Raw genomic sequence first — 21,850 nt, 5'->3', positions numbered from 1 at the left:
ACTAATATTACCGCTAACCATACAAATAAAATTTTAGAGAAAAATTAATGAAAAAAATACTTTTGCCTTTGATCGTCTCTGTGTTGTCACTTTCTAGCATCAATGCTCACGCGACGCAAACACCTAACGATAGTGATAAAGCTGCTAAGAAAGCGATTCAAACGGTGAAATCTGAGGTAGATACAGGTATTCTTATTGATATTCTGATTGAATTGAAGTTCATGCGATCAGAGTTAACCAAATTGCAAGCAAAAGAAAAAGGCAATTCAAATCCCACTTGTACGGATGGTGAAAAAACGTACTCTATCGGAATGGTTATTAAAGGAATGAATCACAATCTCCGCTGTGATCTTCGCCGTGGTCATACTGAGTGGGTGGATGCAAGAATATTGTAAATTAATATTCGATAAAATCACACACTATATCGGTAAGTTGTACATTATACGACTACCGAATATCAGTTATAACTTTAATTATAGGGGATAGATCATCATTCCCTATGAATTTATTGGTTGGATACCTGTTAATCTTGGTGAATAAAGTATTCATCATTAGGTGAACATTAATTTATGGATATTATTCTTTTCTTAAAATACAGTTTTTATGCTTATGTCGTAATAACTGGCTATATCTTATGGCCTCCTTGCGTTATTGGAGGGTTAGGATGTATTTATGGTGTGTATAAAGCTAAAAAGATAAGAAGAAAAATTCTATTTTTAATATTTTCTCTGGCGATTTTAATTCCACCGTTAATCATATTAAATGTAGATATAAATTCTGGTCAGGGATCTAGCATATCGAGTGAAAGTTATTACTCAAAGTGACAACTGATTGATAATAAGTCTAATATTTGTAATCTTGTGGTTGTTCTGTCTTACACCCTGAGCTAAAAGATGGTGGCGCTACGCAAAATCCAGTAAGATTTCACGGAGTTTATTCCGTGTTTTTCACGTAGCGTTATCTGTATTTGTGATAATTTATAAACAGAAGCTAGATATCACTCTAATGGATGTATCTCTTTAACAGAAATATCCATCTGGTTAATTTTACCCTCAGCATCCATGATGTTAATCGCACAACGTTGATCATCATAAATTTTGGCTATCTGGCCTTTAAGTATTTCGCCTGTTGACTTTTTCCATGTCACAAACTCACCAATGCAGGGAACACGAAAATAAGATCCACTGACCTGTATCACCGCAATATTTTTTTTCGAATAAATGATACCGAGTAATGTTATAATCATTGAATAAATTGCTACTATAAAGACACCTAAAGATGAAGATGTGTTAATGATTTCTGTTAGTGGTTTTTTTGTTACTTCATGTAACATGAAGATACTTAGAAGAAAGATACCAATAATATTCATTGCAATATACATTATTCCATTATCCGTTTTTTTCATACTTACTTTATTCCTGTTTAATTAATTAAACACTTATTATACTATAACCAATTGATTTTTTGCGATATTTAATTTAATGATTATTTAATATATGTATCGGAGATCATATGTCACATAGTATTTACGTAGTTAAGTTTCAAGATGGATTAAGTTTGTATGGTATCCGTGATACCACTGACTGTGTTACCTATCGATTTCTTTTTCATACAAGAAAAGAAGCAAAAAACTGGATATTTAGCAAACCCTGTATTGTTCCAGAAGAACCAAAAAGAGCAGTTGAAACAGAAGAAGCTGTTATCTTTGAACCTGACGAAATGTGGGAAATTGAGACGCGCGCGTCTCGTTCAGCAATGTGGTTAACTGGAGCTAGAAATTACGAAGATTTAGAGAATGAACAACCAATGCATTTAAAATATGCAACGTCAATATAGTATATTTATCATTTTCAAATGATTTAACAAGATCCATCACTTCTTTTTTCAATTCCGATAATGTTCTATTCCATGAAAATTGTTTGAATTTTTCAGTAAGAAGATCACATGTATCACAGTGAGTAAAATAGTTTATCTCCATAAAAACACATTTTCAGTTGGATTTTTCAAAAAAATCCCCTTTTACGGGTTTTAAAAGGGGAATTGCATCGAGTCTTGTTTATTATTTATTATTTTATTCTAATATCAAATGTTATAATTCCCTGATGTTACCAATGGAAAATCACTTTAGAAATCATATATTGTTTACCCAATAATCAAGGTAAACACTTTGTGTTTCTGGTGCTCATTTTGTGATAGTGATAGTAAATAGTCAAGCTAACGTAATACCCATGTTATGAATAAAAAATGTATATCTATGAATAAAAAACGACTATCTGATTCTAGAAAAGCTCAGGGACTTTCTCAGAGAGAATTAGGTGAAAAATTAGGCTTTGAGGATGAGGATGTAGCGAAAGTCACTATATCCCGATATGAGCGTGGGATTGTTTCACCTGAATACAAAACTGCTCATGAGATGGCTAAAATCCTAGATGTTCCCTTATGCTATTTTTATATAGAAGATGAAAAAGATTTCTTTGCTGAACAAGTTTTAAACTTACACCGGACAGGCAACACGAAATTAGAAGAAGAGTTATCGATAGCCAGAGAAAGAATACAACAATATGAAAAAGCCCTGAAAACAGTATTAGAAATAACACAAGGCGAAATATTAAAATTGGAAAAAGGAGCGTAAGCTCCATTTTTCCATGGGTACATGTAATTTAAATTGTCCATTAAGCTAAATTTTGATATCTTTCTTTTTGAGAGTTGCAGCCAAATAAATCCTTTCGCTATCCCCTCGATATAAAAAAACGTCACTCAGTATTACTCAATAAATAGTAATTCTCTTTAATATATAGCATTGAATTTATTTTAATGATATAATTCATACCATTACATGAATTTTAGCTGATGGTTTGTGTATAGGGCTTGATACTCAAGCCCGTTCATAAATTTTTTATATAAACACAATTATGTTCTTTCGTAGTCATCTTTTATACTATCTATAAATGTATTTATTGCTCGAAATCCGTCTGGGTCAAGTCGAGCAACTGATATTATACTGATTACTCAATACATCCAGCCGTTCTTCTAGATCATTCACGGTCTGCGCAGCATCAGCTAACTCTCGCTCAGCCTGTGCTGTTTGTTCACCTGCTGCACGAGTGACTTCGAAAACGCGCAACTCTGCGGCTTTTACGGCCTTGTCATTCAGCTCTGTAGCAAGCTGATTGATTCGTTCAGCCAGAGCTGGCGATACTGTTTTAACTTCCTCAGCTACTTCCACGGGCAGTTCAACTGCCGGTTCTGCCGTAACTTCCATCTGAGCGGAAAGATACTCATCCCATATTTATTTTAATCTCGCAGGATTACCACCGCCAACTTTATTTCGCAACGCAAATCCGTTAATACTTTTTCCTTCGACCTGCAATGCCAATCCTGCCTCAATAATTTGTTGTGGTTCAAACGTTGCTGGGCGCATGATGCTATTTCCGTTGCGATGAGTTGTTTGTTAATTATACGCCAAACTAATAAAACAATAAACTAACAAACCAATTAATTATGTGACAACGTCACTTTTTTTTCAGAAGACGTCTGCACGAAATGTCAAAAGTCGGATGCACTCAATTGTCCGAAAGCGAACCATTTCGGACAGATAGGAACTGATATGTACGAAAGCAAGCTGATTTAATATCGTACATCTGTTATAATTCGTACATCCATTTCGGACAGGAAAATGTATCATGTCACGAGTTTTTGCTTATTGCCGAGTTTCCACTTTGGAACAATCAACAAAAAATCAGCGACAGGAGATTAAAACAGCGGGATTTAATATTCAGGCACATCGAGTGATGGAAGAAAGTATCAGTGGTTCGGTAACAGCTTATCAACGTCCGGTTTTTAATCGATTGCTGGATAGGATGGAAGCAGGCGATATTTTGGTTGTTACACGACTTGATCGGTTGGGACGCAACGCAATGGACGTCAGGAGGACAGTCGAAGATTTGGAAAAAAGAGAAATTCGGATTCATTGCCTGGCTCTTGGCGGTGTGGATCTGACCAGTTCAGCAGGAAAAATGACAATGCAGGTTATTGCTGCCGTGGCTGAGTTTGAACGTGATTTACTTATTGAACGCACTCATGCAGGTATTATGCGGGCTAAAGCCGCAGGCAAACGCTTTGGTCGCCCCCCAATACTAAATGAAGCACAAAAAAAAATAGTGATCGAACGTTTAAGAACAGGGCACAGCGTTAGCGCAACTGCCCGTGAATTTAATACGACAAGGCAGACGATCTTGAGAGTAAGGGCTGCAAATGCTGAACCGAAAGGAAAAAAATAAAGGCTTTAAACTGGAATCAACTGAATATTTTTAAATATTCATCCTCAACTTTGCATTCCGTGCTATCAGCTTCTGAAATTATTTTATCAGAAGTAATATGCGTTCTCGATTGTAAGCCTTATCCTTATCAATTGGACAATGGGATTCCATATTTTTTAAAAAAGTAATCGAAACTAAAAAATAATGATATCCATCACATATACCAGCATATGGATATGTTGACATATATATATATTGGCATATACTTGTTTATATGTAATGAGCATAAAAATGAGGTCGATACTATGGGAATAAGAACTGTTTCCATTTTTAAAAATGGTAATAACCGTGCTGTGCGTTTACCGAAAGATTTTGATTTTGAGGGCGTGAATGAATTAGAGATCAGACGTGAGGGTGATAGCATTATTTTACGCCCCGCTAAACCTAATTGGCTTTCCTTCAAAAATGAGGAAAAAGCCGATAATGATTTTTTAATTGAGCGCATTGATGTTATTGATGATGGACGGGTTATTTTGTGAATAAAATAATCATGCTCGATACTAATATATGCTCTTTTATCATGCGGGAACAACCTGAATTTTTGCTTGAAAAATTGCAAGAATCTGTAATGAAACATCACTCAATTGTTATTTCTGCAATTACTTACGCAGAACTGCATTTCGGGGCAGTAGGTAAAAAAGTATCAACTAAACATGTTGATTTACTAAATGCTTTCTGTGAACGTCTCGATGCCGTTCTATCTTGGGATAAAGCAGCAGTCGAGGAAACAATGATGGTGAAAAAATGTTTATCGGACGCAGGAACACCTATTGGTAACAATGATAGTGCTATCGCGGGTCATGCTATCGCTGTGAATGCAATATTAATGACAAACAATATTCATGAGTTTTCTCGCATAGAGAGACTTAAAATTTCAGATTGGATAATTGATTAGAAGATAAAATAAAAATGAATGACTTCCTTTTATTATATAAAGATAATCTTGATAGTTTTTCTCCTATTACTCTATTTTTTATAAGCATTTTAATTTTTTATATTGTTTGTAAATTACGAAAACATAAACCTAGATTAAAAACATCATTACTTGTAGCTTGCTCTATGGTTGCAATCATTGGATTGGTTATTTTTATCTATTCTTTATTTGAATACTTACAATAAACTCAGGAGTAATAAACTAATGAATATAATATTTAATTTTTTAGTTGGGCTTGGTGTATCGATTTGGCGAGTGTTTTTTTCGTTGTTTAACTTGATATTTGGCGCTATGACACTACCATTTATTGGTGTCTATGAAATTTACAAAGTTGGTAAAAAAATAAGAGACGATAACAAAGCAAGCCCATTTTATAAAAAACCAAAGAAAGAATAATATAAAAACTTTCGACGGGTATTTTTTTAAAATGGCAGTCTATATGTTGTAAAAACACTGCCATTCCTTATGATTTTTTGTATAGCAATGGGTATAATCTTCATGCCTAAAAAGTATTATTAGCATGTCTTAAAAAATAAAATTTATGAATTGCTGGAGATATGAAGCATATCTCCAATTTTACATCAAAGATTTTACGCCAGAGTGGATAAAACCATGATGAAAAAACTAGAAAAACAAAATTCTAAAGACATTCCTATAGAAATTTATGAAGTAACTCATTATGCAAGGCAATTATTTGATCATTTATTAGACTTCAACTCATTGAGAAACACGAAAGGAACATGCTTACATGCTAGCCTGCTTCTTGCTTTCATGTTAGAGCGCGCCGGATTTGAATCTAAAGTTTGTGGTGGGGATGGTTTGAGTGATGGAGGCTTATTTACTAAAAAAGGAGGACATGGGCATTACTGGTGTGAAGTTAAAAACTCACCTGTATCAATCATTATTGATATCACGGCTGATCAATTCGGTTTTGAGAAAATTATTATAAAAATGTTAGATGACATAAACTCATGGCCTAAATATATTGCTGGAGATCGAGAAGTTATTGAACAACATATTATAGAATATCGTTCAGAATAATTAAAAACAAACAATATATGGTAAGTATATATTTATAGAGGAGATAAATAATGAAGTTAAAGAAACTTTTTGCTGTTAAAAAACCTTGTGTTAACTGTCCATTCCTCAAAGAAACCCGTTTTATTTTATCTGAGGGAAGACTAGATTCTATCAAAAAGAAATTATTAGAGGATGATGAGCACGTATTTGAATGTCATGAAACAACATTTTCTACAGGAGGATATTTTGACGAAAATAGCGTTTATCATGCTTCGGGGAAAGAATCTTATTGTGCTGGTGCAATGGGGTGGTTAATGTTAAAGAAAAGACCTAATATTGCTATGAGATTAGGTCACGCCTTTGGAGAAATAGATCTAAAAGAATTAGAAGAGGCTACAAGAGATTTACTGTCTGAATAACCAACAACCAACTAGTGACTTTTTGTTAAATATCCATTGAAATTGTTATAAACAATAACGCAACGTATTTATTAGGAATATAATTATGGGGAATACTGAAAAATTTCATTCATCATACGAAAGTAAATTAGGTAATGCTTTGTTTCCTAAAAAAGAAGACGAAAATTATTTTAACCATGAAGCTCGTAGTTTTGTTTCTGAACTACTGCATAAATACGATGGTAATATTAATTCAGCGAAAGAATTTATTGAGCTTCTTGAAAATTTCATTCCTAGTAGAATACAAGATGAAATAGACAACCCCTCATGGGCTACTGAAAAAGAAGTTAATCGTTGGGAAAATATGATAAAACCAATGATTATAAATAGGGTAAAGAAATTCTTTGATTCAGAATTCAAAAATAGCACTTTATAAGTGTTAGGCAAAATAATCATAAGTTTTTAAATAAAAGAACAAATAAATAAAGTGGTTAATTAAAACACTTTATTTATTTGTTGCCATTGTAGCAATACTTTATTTGCCACTTATACCCATTTCAAATTTTACTAAAAACATTACTATATAAATTAACCGCATTTAAAAAACCCACGTATAAAATAGCAATAAATAAAAGTGCATGGGTAATAAAAACAATCGACTTTAGTATGAAAGTCAAATTAAACCCAAAATTTGTTTTATTTAAATCAAACAAAACAGCAAAAAAACAACTGGATAAATAAAACCAATTAAAATAATAATAATATAATATGGGATTGAATCATTCCCTAATTTATCTTGAATAAAAAACAACATAAAGGAAGAAAGAAAAACAATCATTACCGATGATGATAACAATGATACTGTTCGTCTGAAAAATTCAAAAAAATCATTCCAATCAAGAAATAAAAACCCTTTTTCGTCTACTGATTTTCGCATGAAAGCTCCTGAAAAACATCATTATACAAATTCCATTTTATGGGGGGTAGTAATTTAAACCCCCCAAAACAATATATTAATAGCATCTTTAATATTCGATGACCATTGACTTACATCAGCAATCTCTTTACCTATTACACTTTCAGATACACCTGAAATTTCTGTTGTTAGCAGTTGATAATTTTCTCCTCTGATTTTCACAATTGGGAATAATTGACGACTCACTTTATTTGAAAAATGATGAGCTTCAATCAAAGGAATGACGATCCGGCGTCCTGACGTTTCAATGATATCACTCTGAACGTCAACAAGAAGACTATATTTACTACCACTGCGTTTGTATTGATAAACAAAAAATTGCATTTACCAATTCCTATTCTCATCAGCAAAAGAACCATATTGTTTGATAAATTGAGAAACCTCTTCCATTCCTTCTGAATTGTCTGTTTTCCACTTTTCAGCGTTGATTCGTTGAGCTTCCCTGTTCATCATCTCATTAACAAAAGCTGAAATATTGACACCTGCGGAATTCAAGGTTAAATAATTTTCTTTATCAACTGTGACATTAACTCTATGTTTCATAACACACCTCAATTACATACATTTAAACACACTAATAGTGTGTATTTAATGAAGACAAAAAGCAAGCTTATTTTCTATCCCTGATATTGCTATCAATTTATGTTTCTTGCTGTGTAATCATGTTCGATTTGCGCAGCAAATATAAGGGGCGAAATATAGCCAAGATAACTACAACAACCGATACGCCCCGAAGCGGAGTGTTAGGCGCACTTACGTAAGGAAGTGCGCCTAATGCGACTATAGAAGCCATAAGACGCATTGAAACCCTCCATCCCTATAAAGCCATTTCAATATAACATGTTAAAAATAGTTAATTTGAGCCTTCAAAGAACGCAGTTAGCCGACAGAATAGCAAAGCTATGAATGGCGGGTGTACTGCGAGTGTGAGCGATAGCGAGCTACTGGCGAAACTGTAATGATTGGGGATTATCACTCATACCCTGATCTATAATTCAAAGGCCGGACAATCGAAGACGAAATAACGCGATAACTAACACTGAAAAAGATTTTTGTTTTGACCGGTATTGAGCCAGTCAAAACAAAACACACTTACCCACAAACTCCACAACCATAAAGTCGCACTCTTACGAGTGCTTGCCGCTCCCGTTTGCTTTTGCCCTTATTGGGTCAAAGCTGCACTGGCTGTTTAGGATGTGTATTTGATGGATAAGTATGCTACGCGATAGCTATGGCTACCCATTTATTAAGCTATTGTAACTGGTATTTACTCTCTATTTTGTCTAAAATAACTATTCAAGCCATTTTAGACAGAAGGTGATGTATGGAAGTTATCCCTGCACAATTAGCTAAGAATCAATTTGGTGATCTACTTATGAAAGTCCAACGTGCGCCAGTGGAGATCAGTAAACATGGTAAGCGAGTAGCTGTGGTTATCTCTCCTGAAGAGTATGATCAGTTTGCACAGCTTAAATTACAGAATTTAAAAGCAATTTTGGCTGAATCCATTGCACAGGCAGATCGGGGCGAATTGCATCATATTGATGATGTGTTTGCACCGCTGACGATTAATGAACTTGAAGGTAATGATTAAGGATGAGCGTTCGATTTACGCAGAAAGCTAGAGAGCATATTCGTGCAATAAAACGCTATTCTGTACGCCAATGGGGAAACAGTATTGCAGAAACTTACGCTTATTCGTTACGTGTGACCATGACAGAGATTATTGCTCGTCAACCCTCCCTCGGTCGGGATCGCAGTGAAGATCTTTATATTGGTGTGCGTAGCTTCCCTGTTGAGCGTCATATTATTTACTATCGAGAAGTTCTGGCGGGTATTGAGGTGTTGGCGGTGTTACACCAAACACAAGATCCACATAATCATTTATAATAAGCGACGATGAAAAATTATCACCTAAAATTTTGCAGATTACCGCCGAAAAAATCGATTCGGACAATGCTTTAATCACGGACGAACACCGGATCTTTTATCGCATAGTAAATAAAGGATTGGAAATAGTTTCTTATTGTTATCATTACAACTAAAAAAGGTAATATTTAATGAAAATGAAAAAAACTTCATTACTTTTAGCCACTATAGAAGTAACTATTGTTTTAACTGGTTTAGTGGTTGCTTTCCTGTCAACGTTTCATTACTTACCAAATTTTGTAGTAGATAGAATCGATTTTATACCAAATAGGTTTAGCCAAATCGGTATTTCGACTACAACTGATTTCATAAGTTTCATATTCGAGGGAATGTTACTTACAAGTTTTTATGTTTTAAATTTTACCCTTATCAATTTAGTTTTTAAAAAACTTACTGTTATCACTCATCATATTGCTGTTTTTTATAAAATAGGATTAAAAGGATATAAAAAATATAACGCCTTGCAAAATATAAAAAACGAAAAACTAAGAGAACATAAATCCATTAAATATCAAAGAGAAGCCTACAAAGAAAAGCGTAGAAAAGTATTAGCTAGAAAATACGACAACTCCAGTTTAAAAACCAAATATTTATTACTTGGCCTAATTTTTGGATTGTTCATAAGTTAAAATATCAATTGAGGTTATAAATATATGAAAGACTCACAATACGAAGATGTTTTATTATGTAATAAACCAGAAGGAGTTGATTTCCTCGTTAATGTTTTATTGTTAGCTACAGATATATATGTAGACGAAAAAAAGAAGGAATAAAAAAACTTCTTGGACTGATAACAGTCACAGACTATATTAAAAGCCTTTTACTTTGCAGTGTTATTATTATTGTTGTTTTGACACTTTCATTTTCTAGTAAGGAAGGTATAGAAATATGGATAATTATAATTCTCAACTCAATTCTATACCCTTTTTCAAATAAAATAATAAGTGATATCAAATCCATATAAAATAATGTATTATTCTATCACCTTGATAGATATTAGAAAATATCTTTCTATCATTGTATTATATTGGTTTGCGTATCATTATACTCTCACCTATATTTATAATGATTACCTTATTATAGCATTAACAACAATATCAGCACCATCTTTCGTGATATGAATACCATCTTTCGTTCTCACCTGAACGCCGTTAATAATGGAAGTATAATTTTTTCCTAGTGCGTTTCGCATATCGAATGTTCTCACCTTCTCTTGATAGGCCGCTTGAGTTATCGCCAGTCGGGTATTATCTAACAGAGTGTTTTTTTGTTCATTTTTAAGTGTTGGCGGTAATAACCATACAATATTTTTATTTTGCTTTTTGATCTCCTGAATAAATTGTTGTGCTTTGATTTGGTAACTGGGTATATCTGCCTGTTTAATTAAATCATTTGTACCCAGTACAATGTATACAGTGTCATATTGATGAAAACTCACTTGTTGTATGTAATTCTGCCAGTGAAGTAATTTTGTTGATTGCAGTCCTGTACTTTCAAGAAATTTAGCGTCTACGGGCGCACGTTCTTTGTAACTCATGGCGAGTTGATACGTTAACGAATCTCCCATGAATAAGGGCTTGGCATCGCCAAATAAAGGGATTGTACAAAGTAATATTGCACTGAACGATTTTAAGCCCTTGCTCATGAAAACCTTCCTAGCTTATTCAATGTTATTGCTATAAAGCATGGTTTTTGTTGATTTGTTCATCAACAAACTTTTTGATATTCTCTCTCAGACTGTATGTAGGTTTGTATCGATTCATCAAGAACAATATCATCATAGATAAAATGGTAAGAACAATGATAAATTCAGCCAATATCGATAGATTGGATTTTATCCATTCAAATAATATCACCATATTCTCTGTATTAATCTCGTTGATAACCTCTGGTGAATGTATAAATAAGATAAGTAGACCAAGAATGATTAAATTCGGTAACACTCTAAAAATGACATGGAATAAACTATTTAAAAAGTCATAACATAACCCAATGATAATTTTTATAAAAATTATTGATGTCATTGCTTTTACAAAGCAACTATTTAACTCCTTCTTCTCAATTTCAACTTTAGTTTCATGTTGGTTGTCGCTTTTGACGGTCACAAAAACCTTACCTTGATTTATTTTTCTCCCATATTTCAAGTTTAATAAAACAACAAAGTATATTGAAAAAAATATTAATACTATCCACATAATTAACCTCTTGAATAATTGAAAAACATTGCCTGAATCTACGCTCAGGTAACAGGTCATTATTTATACTTTAAATATAATTTTATAAATTTTCGTTACTTTCATTCTTATCAATCAAAAACTCTTCAAGAAAGTGACCTTGATCAATCAGTTGTTTTAAGCCATTTTTCATGCGACCAACCCCTGTCCACGTTTCTTCTTGTTGTGTTTGTGGATTAATAAAGCGATATTTAGGGTGTGTTGCTTTAGATACCCTTATTTTTTTACCCGAATTATTTTCACTTCCTTCAAAGGAGATAGCAGATGGATCAAATCCCATTTCTTTTGCTATTTCAAGTAACTTACTTTTTCTGTTTTCTAACTCCTGCCTTTCAAGCTCTAATTCTTTTTCTTCTTGTTGGCGTTCATCAATAATAGCCGTTAATTTATCGTATACATCAGTGAGCCATGCAAAATCCTTTTGTTTGGTGAAACGCCTTAATGCAGTAATACTACCTAAGTGGCTTGTGACAATATCATATTCTTTGTCACGCGATAATTCACTCATTTCTACCTCGCTATTCAACATATTTCCAGACGGAAACGGGGATGTGGTCATAGTGCTTATTCATAATAATTTCAGCTTTACGGTGATCACTCGCAAGTTGAAAAGATTCTTTTTCTTTACTCGTGAGTTTTGTCAGAATTCGTTCACTGACAATACCTAATGTTCCTAGATTCTGACATTTTCGTAACTGCCTCAACCAGCTAAATTTATTTTTCATATAACCTCATAGTATGAATTTTCCTTATAAAAAAACAATAAAAAATTTGTTTTTTTTTAAAAAGTTATATCCATATCATGGTTTTTATCTTTTTCGGATTGATGCCTAATGATATTTTCTTCATCATGCCTAATTCGTTTGTCACTTTCTTTGCTGTCGTACTCATTTTGAGTATCGATATCTTTATCAAGATTTTGTTTAGCTTCAATGATGCTATCAAGCAACATTTCTTTTTGTTCATTATCATCATATTTAACGTCTTTTTCTTTGTTCTGCTGCATGACTTCCTCAATGGTTTCTTGTAACTTAATCTCTTCTTTGCTTAATGGTATTTCATTGATTTCAGGTTTATCAGCTTCGTCAAGTTTTATTATTATTGCATTATCACCATTATCATTATTGATCGCTTTATCAATATCATTTTTATCATAAATGAGGGTATCAAGTTCTGAATCACCCCGATTCAACACAATAATCGTTCCATCGCTTGCCCCATTATAATGACCTTGATCAATATTTAAGCTCCCACTAAAAATACCCACAGGGATATGATAGTTGCCACGTTGAACACCATAATCATCATGAACAGGTAATAATATTTCTTGTTCTTTTCCTGAGTATTTAGCGATTTCTTGTAAATTACTGGGAAGTTTATCGGCTAAATCTCCAGAGATAAGGGTACTTTCATTCCATTTTTTTAATGCTTTTTCTGCTAATTGGTTATCAACATTATGTAAAACATTGTGTGCTGTTGAACGTTCACCAGAATTATATTGGAGGTGTTTTTCCCATTTATCAATATCATCAATGTAAAGTTGCACATGCTCTTTACTTCGTGATAATTCAACATAGGTACTGTCTAAAGCCGCTAAACTACGTTTAGCACCGTCAACACCATCATAGACAATCACATAAGGAATGGACGCACCTTGTGATGAGTAAGAAGTAATCGCATAAGAATAATCTAAATGACGATCATTCAACTGCTCTTTTGGTGAATATGTAATTTCTTTACCGTTAAAATCCATTGTGATTTGATCATCTTTGATACTTTTTACGACTCCCATATCATTATTAAATGCATTTCTCTCTACATCCGTTACGGTTAGGCGGATTTTTTCACCAACACTAATATCAATTTCACGATCTTGGTAAATAGCAACCCTGTGCGAATTAACTTCTAATGCAGACATGGCTGATTCGTGGTTATTTTCTAAATTACGTAATGATATAATTCCTTCTTTGTTGACATCTTGAATTTGAAAATAGTTTTTCCCAATTTTTGCCGTGTGACCGATATTTTCACTCCAATATTTAGTCGATTTTAATTCATATTCTTGACTATTAATGCGTTGATAAGTAGGGATTCTGACACTATTTTCTAAACTTCCATTCTGAACCAATGTAGAATGGATGCTTTCATTAATCGCGTTCCTATCTGCATTTAATGGAGTAATAATGAACGTATCATTTCTTGCTTCTGGTGTACGGCTGGCGAAGTCTTCTGCAATGATGACAATTTTTTCCGGTGATGATTTGTCATTTAAATCAATGACTGATGAAGACGGTGTTTCAGCGTCTTTCACTCTCGGTACAACAGTCGGAGACACTTTCTCAATCACACTGATTGACTCGTTGACTTTACCTTTTATGATAGCTTCCACTGCTGGTTTTAGTTCTGGCGTTTGACGAACAATTTCATCCATAACAACATGATCAATGGCGCTTCGCTCCAATGTCAGTTTAAAAGGTGCTCCGCTTTCAAATGATTTTAATTGTTGTTTGTCACCGGATAAAATTACCCGACCTTTATTTTCAATGATCGTATCCAGAAGATTACTGAGTCCTTTGTTTCCTACCATTGAGCTTTCGTCAATCACAAATACCGTATTCTGATAATTAGCATTAACATCGCCTGATGCCATTTCCTGTAAAAAACTGGCAATGGTTTGTGATTCAATACCTGCGGATTTCAGTTCTGATACGGCTTTGTGAGTTGGAGCTAAACCCCGTAATTCGATATCTGTTCGGTTACTTTTGATGGCTTCGGACACTGTTCTGAATTGTGTTGTTTTACCAACGCCAGCATAACCCTGAATCGCAATAATCGTATCTTTCGAGGTTAACAATAACTCACTTGCTGCTTTTTGTCCTTTTGTTAATGAGGTGTTTTCTAAAGAAATTTCCCCTTTAATTAAGGGTTCGGCTTTGTTCTTTCCTTCAAATATTTTCCTGACAATATTAACTTCATTATTTAAGGTTTCTCTTTTTACATAGTTATCTGTCAATGAGGTACTGCCAATCGGAATAATACTTCCTTTTTCAATACGATGATTGATTGAATCTGATAATTGCTCCAGTGTTAATTTATTATCGAGATTAGAGGCATGAAGAATAACAGCCGAGCCATTGAAATAAACTTTACCGCCGCTTGATTTCTCAATACTCAGATCAATAATTTTATCTAAGTCGCTTACCGTGTCTTTTTTAAGATCATTTATTTTCGATAAGGTATCAAAGATATTTCCATTATTTTCAGGAATGTGATTAATACTCACATCGGATTTGTTTATTTTTGTTTCTGACTGTTTTTTGCTTAATCCCGTAATGGCAATAATGGAGTCACCACTTTTTTTTATTTTATTTAACGTAGTACTACTCACATCATTTTTATTTAATAGGGCGATAACGGTTCTTTCTTTATTAATGGAATTACCAAATGTTTCACTGTAGTTATAATCTAACTTTGTTGTTTTATTCGGATTGATGGTGATTTTATTACCGTCTTTATCCTCTAAGATAACACGTTCACCAAACAGGAAGTTACCTTTTCTAAAGCCAGATACCATATATTCACTGTTTGCCTTAACATTATCAAAGCGTTGATAAGTCCTTAACTTTTCGCCTACACGTATTTCAAGTGCATTTTTTTCAATTAAATTATAATGTTTATCAATATCACTAATTGATAAATTAGATATTTTGCCGGAGTCATTAATCAATCGTAAATCATTATTTGATTTATCTATGTCAGTGATAGTAAACCTTTCTTTTTCTTTGGTGTTCTCTAAAATCAAACCTTTTCGGTATGTACTCCTTAAATTTCGGTTAGCATCGGATAAAAACACTTGTTTTTCATTATCAAGATGAATATGACGGTCTGATAAAATACCATTGTTAATTAATGATTCTCTTATTTTATCATTGACTTGATTCTTTGATTTATTGTCATGAACCTGAACAATAGCGTCTTTATTATTGACTGACAGTGTTAGATATTGTTTTGTCGCTAATTTCACTCTATCACTTTTATCAATGTCACTAACAAAATAAACGTGTTTTTTTTCATTTTCTTCATAAAGTTTAAAGTTTTCATATTTTGTTTTTTTTAATAGATCGACAAATATCCCTTCACTGTTTTTAGTTCCGGTATCAATAGAAACCACAACAGAATGTTGATTTTTAGATTTATTTAATATTGCATTAATTGAATCTAATTTCATATTTTCAGTTTGGTAAACAGAAACAATCGAATTTTTAAAACTACCTTCATGCGTTGATTCAATTTCCTTTGCTGTAAAAATGGAAACATTCTTATCAATATACTCCTTAAAAAAAGACTTTGATTTATTATTCGGAACAATAATAATATTCTCTTTACTATTTTCTCTTGCTAATTCATTTATGCCATTAAGTGTTTTTATAGAAAAATCACTCCCTCCCCTTAACGTCAATGATTTAAATTGATTTTCATTACTTGTCATGTAATTAGCTAATGAATTAGTTTCTTTTGAAACCAGAGTGACTTTATCATGATTAAGCTTATTGATATTTTTAATCACATTTGTTTCATTTTTTAAATGTTCAATCGTTGTAAATAGATCTCCGCTATCTTTAAGTGGAACAAGATTACCTAACTTAATTTCATCCTTGATTATTTCTCTTAAATCATCAATGCCTGAGAATTGACTCATCGACATTGAGTTAATAACTTGTGTCAGTAACTTATCATGTGTAAATTTAGCACTCTCTTTACCTAAATTCGCTATTGCCGTTTTGACGGTGTTTCTGATATCAGAACCCTCATCATTTTTTACTATCTCTATATTTTTAGTGCCTTTTATACTTTCATGATCAAATCCCGTTTCTGACAATTTTGTTTTCCAGCTTTCTCTTACTTCTTCGATATTCGTAAAGTCCTTTTTTTTACGTGTATCTTTTGCGGCAACACTTTTTTGCTTTGCTGTCGCATTTTCGCCAACCGCATCAATAATCTCCTGCCTGCGTGAAGAAAACATTTCTGTTGGCACACCTTCAATTTCAAATTGACCATGTTTACCTGCGTCTATAAAGCTATAACCTAATTCTTTCAGTTCAGGCTTTAAAAATTGTCGGTATAGTCCACCAATAGCAACGGGGTTTTTCCATATTGTTTCAATGAAAGCATTAATGTCTTTTCCCCGATCAGCCGATAACGTTCTCCAATTGCCCTCCTTTGTCTCTGTGACATTAGATAAAATGGCATGTGTATGTAAGGCTGGTTCTAGATTTCGTGAGGTATCGTGTAAAAATAATGCAGCAGTTATATTATTAGTTTCCTCAACACTTACAATACCCTCTTTCATTATTCGTGTTGATGCCATCTTTTCTAGTTCAGTGAGTGTTTTTTTTACGGCGGTATTATGAGCATCTAACACCGCTTTATCACCAACAACTAAGGCTAATACAGAAACACTTTTAGGGGCTGAAAATGTTAAGTCATATCCTGGTCTATGCTTATTTTCACCATTAACAATATGCTCTAAACTTTCACCATTGGGTAATTTTCCCTCTAAAACGTTTTTAAAATCCTCACGGTTAACCTGACCTGTTAAACCTAAACTTTCCGCACCCTTACCGAACCATGAAGTTGTTGCTTCCCCTAAGAAGTAATAATTATCTTCTTGTTCATAATAACTGGCTGCGCCACTCGCGCTACGGACTCTTGATAGTGATAACATTTTCTATCCTTATACTTATAATTTAGTGAATAAAATTAAAAACCATCAAGACCAAGGTCTTTATCATTTTCTATTTTCCTCACGATATTAGGTTCATTATTATATTTATCATTTTCTGTTATTATCTCTTTTTCATGGTTTTTGTTTTTCTTAATGTGATCATTGATATCAGGTTTTTTAATTATTTTTTCTAATTCGCCATCACTTCCTGATGTCGCATTGGTGCTAGTGTTTGAATTATTGTTTCCTTCATTTTCTTTTTTTTCAGATTTACGATTAAAAATTCCATCGACAAAATCATCTTCTTTATCCTCTTTTACAGATTCCAATTGTGATAAATCAATATCATTTCTTGCTACTTTTGCTGTAGCAATAATAGGGAATGATTTATATTCTAATTTTAGTTTAACAATAGGATAATCACCTTTTAATGAAATATAACACTCTAAATCATTCAAATTTTGAATATCTGAATAGCTGACTATTTTATCCATTGTGTCCGTTTTTGAAAAATTTACACCATCTCGAATAGTGTCAACCCCATAACTGTATTGGTCTTGAAATTTATTATGATGCGTTTCGCCAATTTCTTCTTGTACCCATTTAGCAACATTACTGCTTGGCGCACGAAAATAAACAACGGTATTACAGAGATCCCAAATTGCACTGGCTGATTTCGCGCCATAAATATCTTCAAGTTGGGGATAACTTTGTACACTTAAGAATGCGACACCGCCAAATTTACGAGCTTCTTGCATATAATCTTGTAATTTAGGTAGTTTTTTCAGACTGGCCACTTCGTCTAATACTGTCCATATACGACGAGTACGGCTAGGAGTAAGCGATAGAACAGACTCCATAAGAATGTTTAGCCACGTTGTAATAAGCGGAGTCAGTGCTGTTTGTTCTCGTCCATCACTGGCTATAAATATCCATGCATCCTCATCAGCATTATGCACCCATTCCCGAATAGAAAAAGGCTTACCTCTTCCATTGCTTAAATGTTGACAATATCTCAGTGTTTCGACATAAGATGCTAAAACGGTACGGATTGTTTGAGCCGTCTTTTCAACGCTGCCATCAATAAGACTGGCCGCATCTGTATTTTCTACATATTTCCGCAAATCGTCTAATGAAAAAGTGACTAATTTATCAAGTAATTTTTTTATTGAACGTTCAGGATCATGCCGCATTTTTTCAGCGGTTGAGACGAAAAGACGCCTTGCTGACATATTCCAAAAGGGATCACCTTTTCCATCAGGGACTAACGGTAGAGCAAAAGACTCAAAATCCGCTTTATTTAAACACTCCCGCCATAAATCCCAATTAGGGCATCTTAAATCCATTGGATATAAGATAGTATCTTTTCCTTCTCGATAAAATAAAGGAATAAAATTATTACCTTTATCATAAATAGCAGCTCGTTGATTATCCGCCCTGACCTGTTTAAGAAAACCATTAATAACAGTACTTTTACCTGTCCCTACTGTTCCATGAACGCCAAAGTTTTGAATCTCACTATTTTTAATAATATTTAAATCACCAATCTTCAAATGGGAAAGTTCTCCTTTCAGTTTGATGTACTGATTAAGCTCTTTAACGGATTTTGCAAGATATCGACCGCCAATAATATCATTCTTTCTTTGTTGAGCACCTTTTCTACCCAGATAATAAAAAACGAAAAGTGTTAATCCAGTATAGACAAACACTCCGACACCAAAACCAACAAAAGCATTTTCTTTTAGTAAATTTGCGCATTCGATAAAATAGGAATTATCGATTATTGTCGCTACCTTTAATTTTTTTTCAATTATTTGACCGTTTTTAAAAACAGAAACAACGTATTCATTATTATAAACGGCTTCCTTATTACCCATTCTTAAATTTAACACAACGTATTTTATATAAAAATAAAACAATCCACTTTTAATATAAATCCATTTCATGGACAGCAGAACATAACCGAAAAATGATACAACTCCAGCTAATAATGTCCAGTACACAATGATATTCATGATCTGTAAAAACATGCTAAGCATGTATTTGATAACCTGACCACCTTGTGTCATATTTCTTGCATCTAAACTCATTATGAATCCCTTACTATCTTTTATAGAAAATCATTTTCATTATGTTGTTTTTGTCCAAAAACATTTCCTACAGAATCAATACCATCTTTCATAGGTAAGCCTGTAGCTGGATTAACGTTATTATCAACTTTATCAAAATCATAATTTCTTCTAGAAAGTTTCATATTAAAAACAATAACAAACATTAAAAATACATTTATAAAAACACTTATCAATAACAATGAAAAAGGAATTTGATATTTTGCTTTTGATATACTTCCCTGATCGTATTGAAAATTGCAAAAGTAAATACCAGCTAAAATAGCCGTAAAGAAAGTGCCAAGTAATAAAAATTTAACCTTTCCATTTAAAAACTTAAATTTGTGGGAATAAATCCCACAACATGTAGATATAAAAATAACCATCAGCGGTATTGTTATCGCACTTCTATGCAACACAAATAAATCTAATAATATCAACACCACAACACCAATCAAAATAGTTATATATTTCATTTTGGTTAGCCTCAATATTTATCGTCATAATCGCGTTTATTCAAACCTTTTTGAGAATCAATACGGTGTTTGTTTTCCGTTATTTTTTCATCAACATTACTGATGTTGTTATCTTTTGCTAACTTATTCGTGTTAGCCTCTTTTTCGCTTGGTGAGCCTGTCCATCTGTACTAATACCATAATTGATGCTATCCAGAAGGGGCATTTTCGTTCCTTTGTTATTATCTGAATCAATAACTGTTACTTTTTGAATGACACCGCCTTTATTTGCATATTCTTTAAATATATCAGCATTTTGTTGATAATTCGCTGCACCATATTTCATTGCATTTTGGGATACACTCATTCCTGAGTAATTTGCTTCAACTTTCGATTCATTATTAAAATGACCTTTTCTAATGTTTTGGGCTAATTCATCCGTAAATTCATCTTTAAGTTGTTCTCTTTGTGCCCTTGCTTCTGGTGAACCGGCATCAGTGAGAACAGAAGTTGCTTTTTCCACACCCACTTTATTGGTGACATATTGCGCGTACTCGTGCTCAAGCGATTCTGCCGCAGATAAACGCTGGCTTCTGTAAAATTAGCTTGTTGAGAAATAGTTTTTTCTTTACTCAAGCTGTCATTATACGATGCATAGTTTTCACTCGCTCGATTAAGGCTTGCGCGTAAGTCATAGACAAGTGAACGAGTCTCACTGTCACGAATACGGTTAATATCACCATCTGACATATTACGGATATTCTGCGCTGATTTACTATCAGCGAAGCTTTCTGATACACGCGTATCATCAGAAGTTCTATTACCATAAGATGCACTATCTTCATTAGAATCAGTCCATTGATGCTGATATGATGCCGAAGCATTAGCACTCACATTAGCTTTAACTGGCGAACTTCCATCAAGACCTGCACCAACATTACCAGACAGGCCAGCACCTAATCCCATTGAATCCGTACTTTGTGTAGATGTTCGATTATCTCTACCAGTATAATCAGACGTGCTTTGGCTGTTATTAGCTTCTCTTGATTCACGTTGGATCTGTTCAATGGATTCCCGTTGCTCTTCGACAAACTAGATTCCATATCCCCACTTTTGCAAAATTATTACCAAGAGCAGTTGCAATATTATAACTGTCATTAACAGAACTACGATAACCCTCTTGATAAGATTGTGTTTCCCGCTGTTGAGCACTTAACGCTTTGCTGAAACTTGAATCAAGCATTGAAGAGGTATCAAGTTTCATTGGCAATTTAGACATACTCAAACTTGCATCATAAATAACTTGCCCTGATGGTGTCGTCGTTACCATAGCACCTGTTGACGTTTGAACACTGGATAACCCTTCTCGATATGAATGGTTTAAATCGTTTTAAATCCGCTCACATTTTCCATACTCATGTTCCCAACATTATAGTTACCATGAGAAACAGCCGCTGCATCTGCCGATGTTGCGCTTGTTAATGCATTACCTAAGTATGATCCCGCATTGGCAAGTTGTTGTCCTAATGCCGTAAATAATTTGAAACTAATAAAGGGAATCGATAACATCAACCAGCTTGCAATCCCAGCTAATGTACTGGCATTTTTTAATGCGGTATCCATACTTGAAATTGAAAATGCCTGACCATGCAACGTTGTTATTGTAAGCGAACTAATAATATGATTAAAAATGGCAAACATCACAGGCCATAACATTAAACTCCCTAATACATTGAGATAGTTTTTAACAAC

The 21,850-nt window shown here is 33.5% G+C and carries 27 protein-coding genes and 2 pseudogenes; 13 read left to right on the top strand and 16 right to left on the bottom strand.

The window, feature by feature from the left end; translation table 11 throughout:
- Positions 1 to 47 precede the first annotated feature (47 nt).
- Positions 48 to 395, top strand: coding sequence for a hypothetical protein (locus Xish_RS17820; protein WP_099119166.1), 348 nt, complete (start codon positions 48 to 50; stop codon positions 393 to 395).
- Positions 396 to 997: 602 nt separating this feature from the next.
- Here Xish_RS17820 and Xish_RS17815 read toward each other — a convergent pair.
- Positions 998 to 1,405, bottom strand: coding sequence for a hypothetical protein (locus Xish_RS17815; protein WP_099119165.1), 408 nt, complete (start codon positions 1,403 to 1,405; stop codon positions 998 to 1,000).
- A 107-nt stretch (positions 1,406 to 1,512) separates the two neighbouring features.
- Between Xish_RS17815 and Xish_RS17810 the strand changes: the two genes are divergently transcribed.
- The gene (locus Xish_RS17810; RefSeq protein WP_099119164.1) at positions 1,513 to 1,836 is read left to right on the top strand and encodes a hypothetical protein; all 324 of its coding nucleotides are present in this window, start codon (positions 1,513 to 1,515) and stop codon (positions 1,834 to 1,836) included.
- 418 nt (positions 1,837 to 2,254) lie between these two features.
- Positions 2,255 to 2,632, top strand: a complete 378-nt coding sequence (locus Xish_RS17805; protein WP_167383300.1) for a helix-turn-helix domain-containing protein — start codon at positions 2,255 to 2,257, stop codon at positions 2,630 to 2,632.
- Between the two features lie 363 nt (positions 2,633 to 2,995).
- Here the strand turns inward: Xish_RS17805 and Xish_RS17800 are convergent.
- A pseudogene (locus Xish_RS17800) lies at positions 2,996 to 3,421 on the bottom strand (DNA-binding protein); the annotation flags it as partial.
- Between the two features lie 262 nt (positions 3,422 to 3,683).
- Here Xish_RS17800 and Xish_RS17795 point away from each other — a divergent pair.
- The 7 genes from Xish_RS17795 to Xish_RS17765 all read left to right on the top strand — a co-directional run bounded on the left by Xish_RS17795 (position 3,684) and on the right by Xish_RS17765 (position 7,107).
- Complete coding sequence (locus tag Xish_RS17795; protein WP_099119162.1) at positions 3,684 to 4,280, top strand: recombinase family protein; 597 nt, start codon at positions 3,684 to 3,686, stop codon at positions 4,278 to 4,280.
- Positions 4,281 to 4,570: 290 nt separating this feature from the next.
- Positions 4,571 to 4,798, top strand: a complete 228-nt coding sequence (gene vapB, locus Xish_RS17790; protein WP_099119218.1) for a type II toxin-antitoxin system VapB family antitoxin — start codon at positions 4,571 to 4,573, stop codon at positions 4,796 to 4,798.
- Positions 4,795 to 5,214 carry a type II toxin-antitoxin system VapC family toxin gene (locus Xish_RS17785; protein ID WP_099119161.1) on the top strand — a complete coding sequence of 140 codons (420 nt, stop codon included), beginning with the start codon at positions 4,795 to 4,797 and terminating at the stop codon, positions 5,212 to 5,214. Before vapB ends, Xish_RS17785 begins: the two co-directional genes overlap by 4 nt.
- A gap of 243 nt (positions 5,215 to 5,457) precedes the next feature.
- Positions 5,458 to 5,649 (top strand): hypothetical protein, encoded by a 192-nt coding sequence (locus tag Xish_RS17780; RefSeq protein WP_099119160.1) that lies wholly within the window; start codon positions 5,458 to 5,460, stop codon positions 5,647 to 5,649.
- Positions 5,650 to 5,865: 216 nt separating this feature from the next.
- On the top strand, positions 5,866 to 6,294 hold the full coding sequence (locus tag Xish_RS17775) for a hypothetical protein (RefSeq protein ID WP_099119159.1): 429 nt from the start codon (positions 5,866 to 5,868) through the stop codon (positions 6,292 to 6,294).
- A 50-nt stretch (positions 6,295 to 6,344) separates the two neighbouring features.
- Complete coding sequence (locus tag Xish_RS17770; protein ID WP_099119158.1) at positions 6,345 to 6,692, top strand: hypothetical protein; 348 nt, start codon at positions 6,345 to 6,347, stop codon at positions 6,690 to 6,692.
- An 85-nt stretch (positions 6,693 to 6,777) separates the two neighbouring features.
- Positions 6,778 to 7,107 (top strand): hypothetical protein, encoded by a 330-nt coding sequence (locus tag Xish_RS17765; protein ID WP_099119157.1) that lies wholly within the window; start codon positions 6,778 to 6,780, stop codon positions 7,105 to 7,107.
- Between the two features lie 264 nt (positions 7,108 to 7,371).
- On the opposite strand, the gene Xish_RS17760 is transcribed toward Xish_RS17765, so the two are convergent.
- Genes Xish_RS17760 through ccdA form a run of 3 tightly spaced genes read right to left on the bottom strand, consistent with a single transcriptional unit; the run spans position 7,372 to position 8,190 of the window.
- Positions 7,372 to 7,608: a hypothetical protein gene (locus Xish_RS17760; RefSeq protein ID WP_099119156.1), complete on the bottom strand. Its 237-nt coding sequence runs from the start codon at positions 7,606 to 7,608 to the stop codon at positions 7,372 to 7,374.
- Positions 7,609 to 7,662: 54 nt separating this feature from the next.
- Positions 7,663 to 7,971: a CcdB family protein gene (locus tag Xish_RS17755; RefSeq protein ID WP_099119155.1), complete on the bottom strand. Its 309-nt coding sequence runs from the start codon at positions 7,969 to 7,971 to the stop codon at positions 7,663 to 7,665.
- Positions 7,972 to 8,190 (bottom strand): type II toxin-antitoxin system antitoxin CcdA, encoded by a 219-nt coding sequence (ccdA, locus tag Xish_RS17750; RefSeq protein ID WP_099119154.1) that lies wholly within the window; start codon positions 8,188 to 8,190, stop codon positions 7,972 to 7,974. It lies immediately after the preceding gene.
- 781 nt (positions 8,191 to 8,971) lie between these two features.
- Here ccdA and Xish_RS17745 point away from each other — a divergent pair.
- The 3 genes from Xish_RS17745 (at position 8,972) to Xish_RS17735 (ending at position 10,205) form a co-directional block, all read left to right on the top strand.
- On the top strand, positions 8,972 to 9,241 hold the full coding sequence (locus tag Xish_RS17745; protein ID WP_099119153.1) for a type II toxin-antitoxin system Phd/YefM family antitoxin: 270 nt from the start codon (positions 8,972 to 8,974) through the stop codon (positions 9,239 to 9,241).
- A 2-nt stretch (positions 9,242 to 9,243) separates the two neighbouring features.
- A complete protein-coding gene (locus Xish_RS17740; RefSeq protein ID WP_099119152.1) occupies positions 9,244 to 9,537 on the top strand; it encodes a type II toxin-antitoxin system RelE/ParE family toxin in 294 nt (97 codons plus the stop codon).
- 170 nt (positions 9,538 to 9,707) lie between these two features.
- Positions 9,708 to 10,205 (top strand): hypothetical protein, encoded by a 498-nt coding sequence (locus Xish_RS17735; RefSeq protein ID WP_099119151.1) that lies wholly within the window; start codon positions 9,708 to 9,710, stop codon positions 10,203 to 10,205.
- A 440-nt stretch (positions 10,206 to 10,645) separates the two neighbouring features.
- Here Xish_RS17735 and Xish_RS17730 read toward each other — a convergent pair whose 3' ends face one another.
- The 11 genes and pseudogenes from Xish_RS17730 to Xish_RS17680 all read right to left on the bottom strand — a co-directional run.
- Positions 10,646 to 11,221: a DUF459 domain-containing protein gene (locus Xish_RS17730; RefSeq protein WP_244186229.1), complete on the bottom strand. Its 576-nt coding sequence runs from the start codon at positions 11,219 to 11,221 to the stop codon at positions 10,646 to 10,648.
- Positions 11,222 to 11,252: 31 nt separating this feature from the next.
- The gene (locus Xish_RS17725; protein WP_099119150.1) at positions 11,253 to 11,771 is read right to left on the bottom strand and encodes a hypothetical protein; all 519 of its coding nucleotides are present in this window, start codon (positions 11,769 to 11,771) and stop codon (positions 11,253 to 11,255) included.
- 82 nt (positions 11,772 to 11,853) lie between these two features.
- Positions 11,854 to 12,318: an H-NS histone family protein gene (locus Xish_RS17720; protein WP_167383299.1), complete on the bottom strand. Its 465-nt coding sequence runs from the start codon at positions 12,316 to 12,318 to the stop codon at positions 11,854 to 11,856.
- 10 nt (positions 12,319 to 12,328) lie between these two features.
- Positions 12,329 to 12,535: an Hha/YmoA family nucleoid-associated regulatory protein gene (locus tag Xish_RS17715; RefSeq protein WP_099119148.1), complete on the bottom strand. Its 207-nt coding sequence runs from the start codon at positions 12,533 to 12,535 to the stop codon at positions 12,329 to 12,331.
- Between the two features lie 56 nt (positions 12,536 to 12,591).
- Complete coding sequence (gene mobF / locus Xish_RS17710) at positions 12,592 to 17,535, bottom strand: MobF family relaxase (RefSeq protein ID WP_099119147.1); 4,944 nt, start codon at positions 17,533 to 17,535, stop codon at positions 12,592 to 12,594.
- Between the two features lie 35 nt (positions 17,536 to 17,570).
- Positions 17,571 to 19,625 carry a type IV conjugative transfer system coupling protein TraD gene (gene traD, locus Xish_RS17705; RefSeq protein WP_099119146.1) on the bottom strand — a complete coding sequence of 685 codons (2,055 nt, stop codon included), beginning with the start codon at positions 19,623 to 19,625 and terminating at the stop codon, positions 17,571 to 17,573.
- A gap of 20 nt (positions 19,626 to 19,645) precedes the next feature.
- Positions 19,646 to 20,119: a hypothetical protein gene (locus tag Xish_RS17700; RefSeq protein WP_099119145.1), complete on the bottom strand. Its 474-nt coding sequence runs from the start codon at positions 20,117 to 20,119 to the stop codon at positions 19,646 to 19,648.
- 118 nt (positions 20,120 to 20,237) lie between these two features.
- The gene (locus Xish_RS18430; protein ID WP_141554006.1) at positions 20,238 to 20,621 is read right to left on the bottom strand and encodes a hypothetical protein; all 384 of its coding nucleotides are present in this window, start codon (positions 20,619 to 20,621) and stop codon (positions 20,238 to 20,240) included.
- The gene (locus Xish_RS17690; protein WP_099119143.1) at positions 20,528 to 21,064 is read right to left on the bottom strand and encodes a hypothetical protein; all 537 of its coding nucleotides are present in this window, start codon (positions 21,062 to 21,064) and stop codon (positions 20,528 to 20,530) included. Before Xish_RS17690 ends, Xish_RS18430 begins: the two co-directional genes overlap by 94 nt.
- 97 nt (positions 21,065 to 21,161) lie before the next feature.
- Complete coding sequence (locus tag Xish_RS17685; RefSeq protein ID WP_099119142.1) at positions 21,162 to 21,428, bottom strand: hypothetical protein; 267 nt, start codon at positions 21,426 to 21,428, stop codon at positions 21,162 to 21,164.
- Between the two features lie 50 nt (positions 21,429 to 21,478).
- Positions 21,479 to 21,850: pseudogene (locus Xish_RS17680) on the bottom strand (hypothetical protein); the annotation flags it as partial.

Source organism: Xenorhabdus ishibashii, assembly GCF_002632755.1.
GTDB lineage: Bacteria > Pseudomonadota > Gammaproteobacteria > Enterobacterales > Enterobacteriaceae > Xenorhabdus > Xenorhabdus ishibashii.
The sequence above is the reverse complement of the archived record's forward strand: the minus strand, read 5'-3'. Positions and strand labels throughout refer to the sequence as shown.

What these genes read in the sequence shown, in the direction of transcription:
- Xish_RS17820 (WP_099119166.1), top strand. Translation starts at nt 48, where the DNA reads ATGAAAAAAATACTTTTGCCTTTGATCGTCTCTGTGTTGTCACTTTCT.
- Xish_RS17815 (WP_099119165.1), bottom strand. Translation starts at nt 1,405, where the DNA reads ATGAAAAAAACGGATAATGGAATAATGTATATTGCAATGAATATTATT.
- Xish_RS17810 (WP_099119164.1), top strand. Translation starts at nt 1,513, where the DNA reads ATGTCACATAGTATTTACGTAGTTAAGTTTCAAGATGGATTAAGTTTG.
- Xish_RS17805 (WP_167383300.1), top strand. Translation starts at nt 2,255, where the DNA reads ATGAATAAAAAACGACTATCTGATTCTAGAAAAGCTCAGGGACTTTCT.
- Xish_RS17795 (WP_099119162.1), top strand. Translation starts at nt 3,684, where the DNA reads ATGTCACGAGTTTTTGCTTATTGCCGAGTTTCCACTTTGGAACAATCA.
- Xish_RS17780 (WP_099119160.1), top strand. Translation starts at nt 5,458, where the DNA reads ATGAATATAATATTTAATTTTTTAGTTGGGCTTGGTGTATCGATTTGG.
- Xish_RS17775 (WP_099119159.1), top strand. Translation starts at nt 5,866, where the DNA reads ATGATGAAAAAACTAGAAAAACAAAATTCTAAAGACATTCCTATAGAA.
- Xish_RS17770 (WP_099119158.1), top strand. Translation starts at nt 6,345, where the DNA reads ATGAAGTTAAAGAAACTTTTTGCTGTTAAAAAACCTTGTGTTAACTGT.
- Xish_RS17765 (WP_099119157.1), top strand. Translation starts at nt 6,778, where the DNA reads ATGGGGAATACTGAAAAATTTCATTCATCATACGAAAGTAAATTAGGT.
- Xish_RS17760 (WP_099119156.1), bottom strand. Translation starts at nt 7,608, where the DNA reads ATGCGAAAATCAGTAGACGAAAAAGGGTTTTTATTTCTTGATTGGAAT.
- Xish_RS17755 (WP_099119155.1), bottom strand. Translation starts at nt 7,971, where the DNA reads ATGCAATTTTTTGTTTATCAATACAAACGCAGTGGTAGTAAATATAGT.
- ccdA (WP_099119154.1), bottom strand. Translation starts at nt 8,190, where the DNA reads ATGAAACATAGAGTTAATGTCACAGTTGATAAAGAAAATTATTTAACC.
- Xish_RS17745 (WP_099119153.1), top strand. Translation starts at nt 8,972, where the DNA reads ATGGAAGTTATCCCTGCACAATTAGCTAAGAATCAATTTGGTGATCTA.
- Xish_RS17740 (WP_099119152.1), top strand. Translation starts at nt 9,244, where the DNA reads ATGAGCGTTCGATTTACGCAGAAAGCTAGAGAGCATATTCGTGCAATA.
- Xish_RS17735 (WP_099119151.1), top strand. Translation starts at nt 9,708, where the DNA reads ATGAAAATGAAAAAAACTTCATTACTTTTAGCCACTATAGAAGTAACT.
- Xish_RS17730 (WP_244186229.1), bottom strand. Translation starts at nt 11,221, where the DNA reads ATGAGCAAGGGCTTAAAATCGTTCAGTGCAATATTACTTTGTACAATC.
- Xish_RS17725 (WP_099119150.1), bottom strand. Translation starts at nt 11,771, where the DNA reads ATGTGGATAGTATTAATATTTTTTTCAATATACTTTGTTGTTTTATTA.
- Xish_RS17720 (WP_167383299.1), bottom strand. Translation starts at nt 12,318, where the DNA reads ATGAGTGAATTATCGCGTGACAAAGAATATGATATTGTCACAAGCCAC.
- Xish_RS17715 (WP_099119148.1), bottom strand. Translation starts at nt 12,535, where the DNA reads ATGAAAAATAAATTTAGCTGGTTGAGGCAGTTACGAAAATGTCAGAAT.
- mobF (WP_099119147.1), bottom strand. Translation starts at nt 17,535, where the DNA reads ATGTTATCACTATCAAGAGTCCGTAGCGCGAGTGGCGCAGCCAGTTAT.
- traD (WP_099119146.1), bottom strand. Translation starts at nt 19,625, where the DNA reads ATGAGTTTAGATGCAAGAAATATGACACAAGGTGGTCAGGTTATCAAA.
- Xish_RS17700 (WP_099119145.1), bottom strand. Translation starts at nt 20,119, where the DNA reads ATGAAATATATAACTATTTTGATTGGTGTTGTGGTGTTGATATTATTA.
- Xish_RS17690 (WP_099119143.1), bottom strand. Translation starts at nt 21,064, where the DNA reads ATGGGATTAGGTGCTGGCCTGTCTGGTAATGTTGGTGCAGGTCTTGAT.
- Xish_RS17685 (WP_099119142.1), bottom strand. Translation starts at nt 21,428, where the DNA reads ATGGTAACGACGACACCATCAGGGCAAGTTATTTATGATGCAAGTTTG.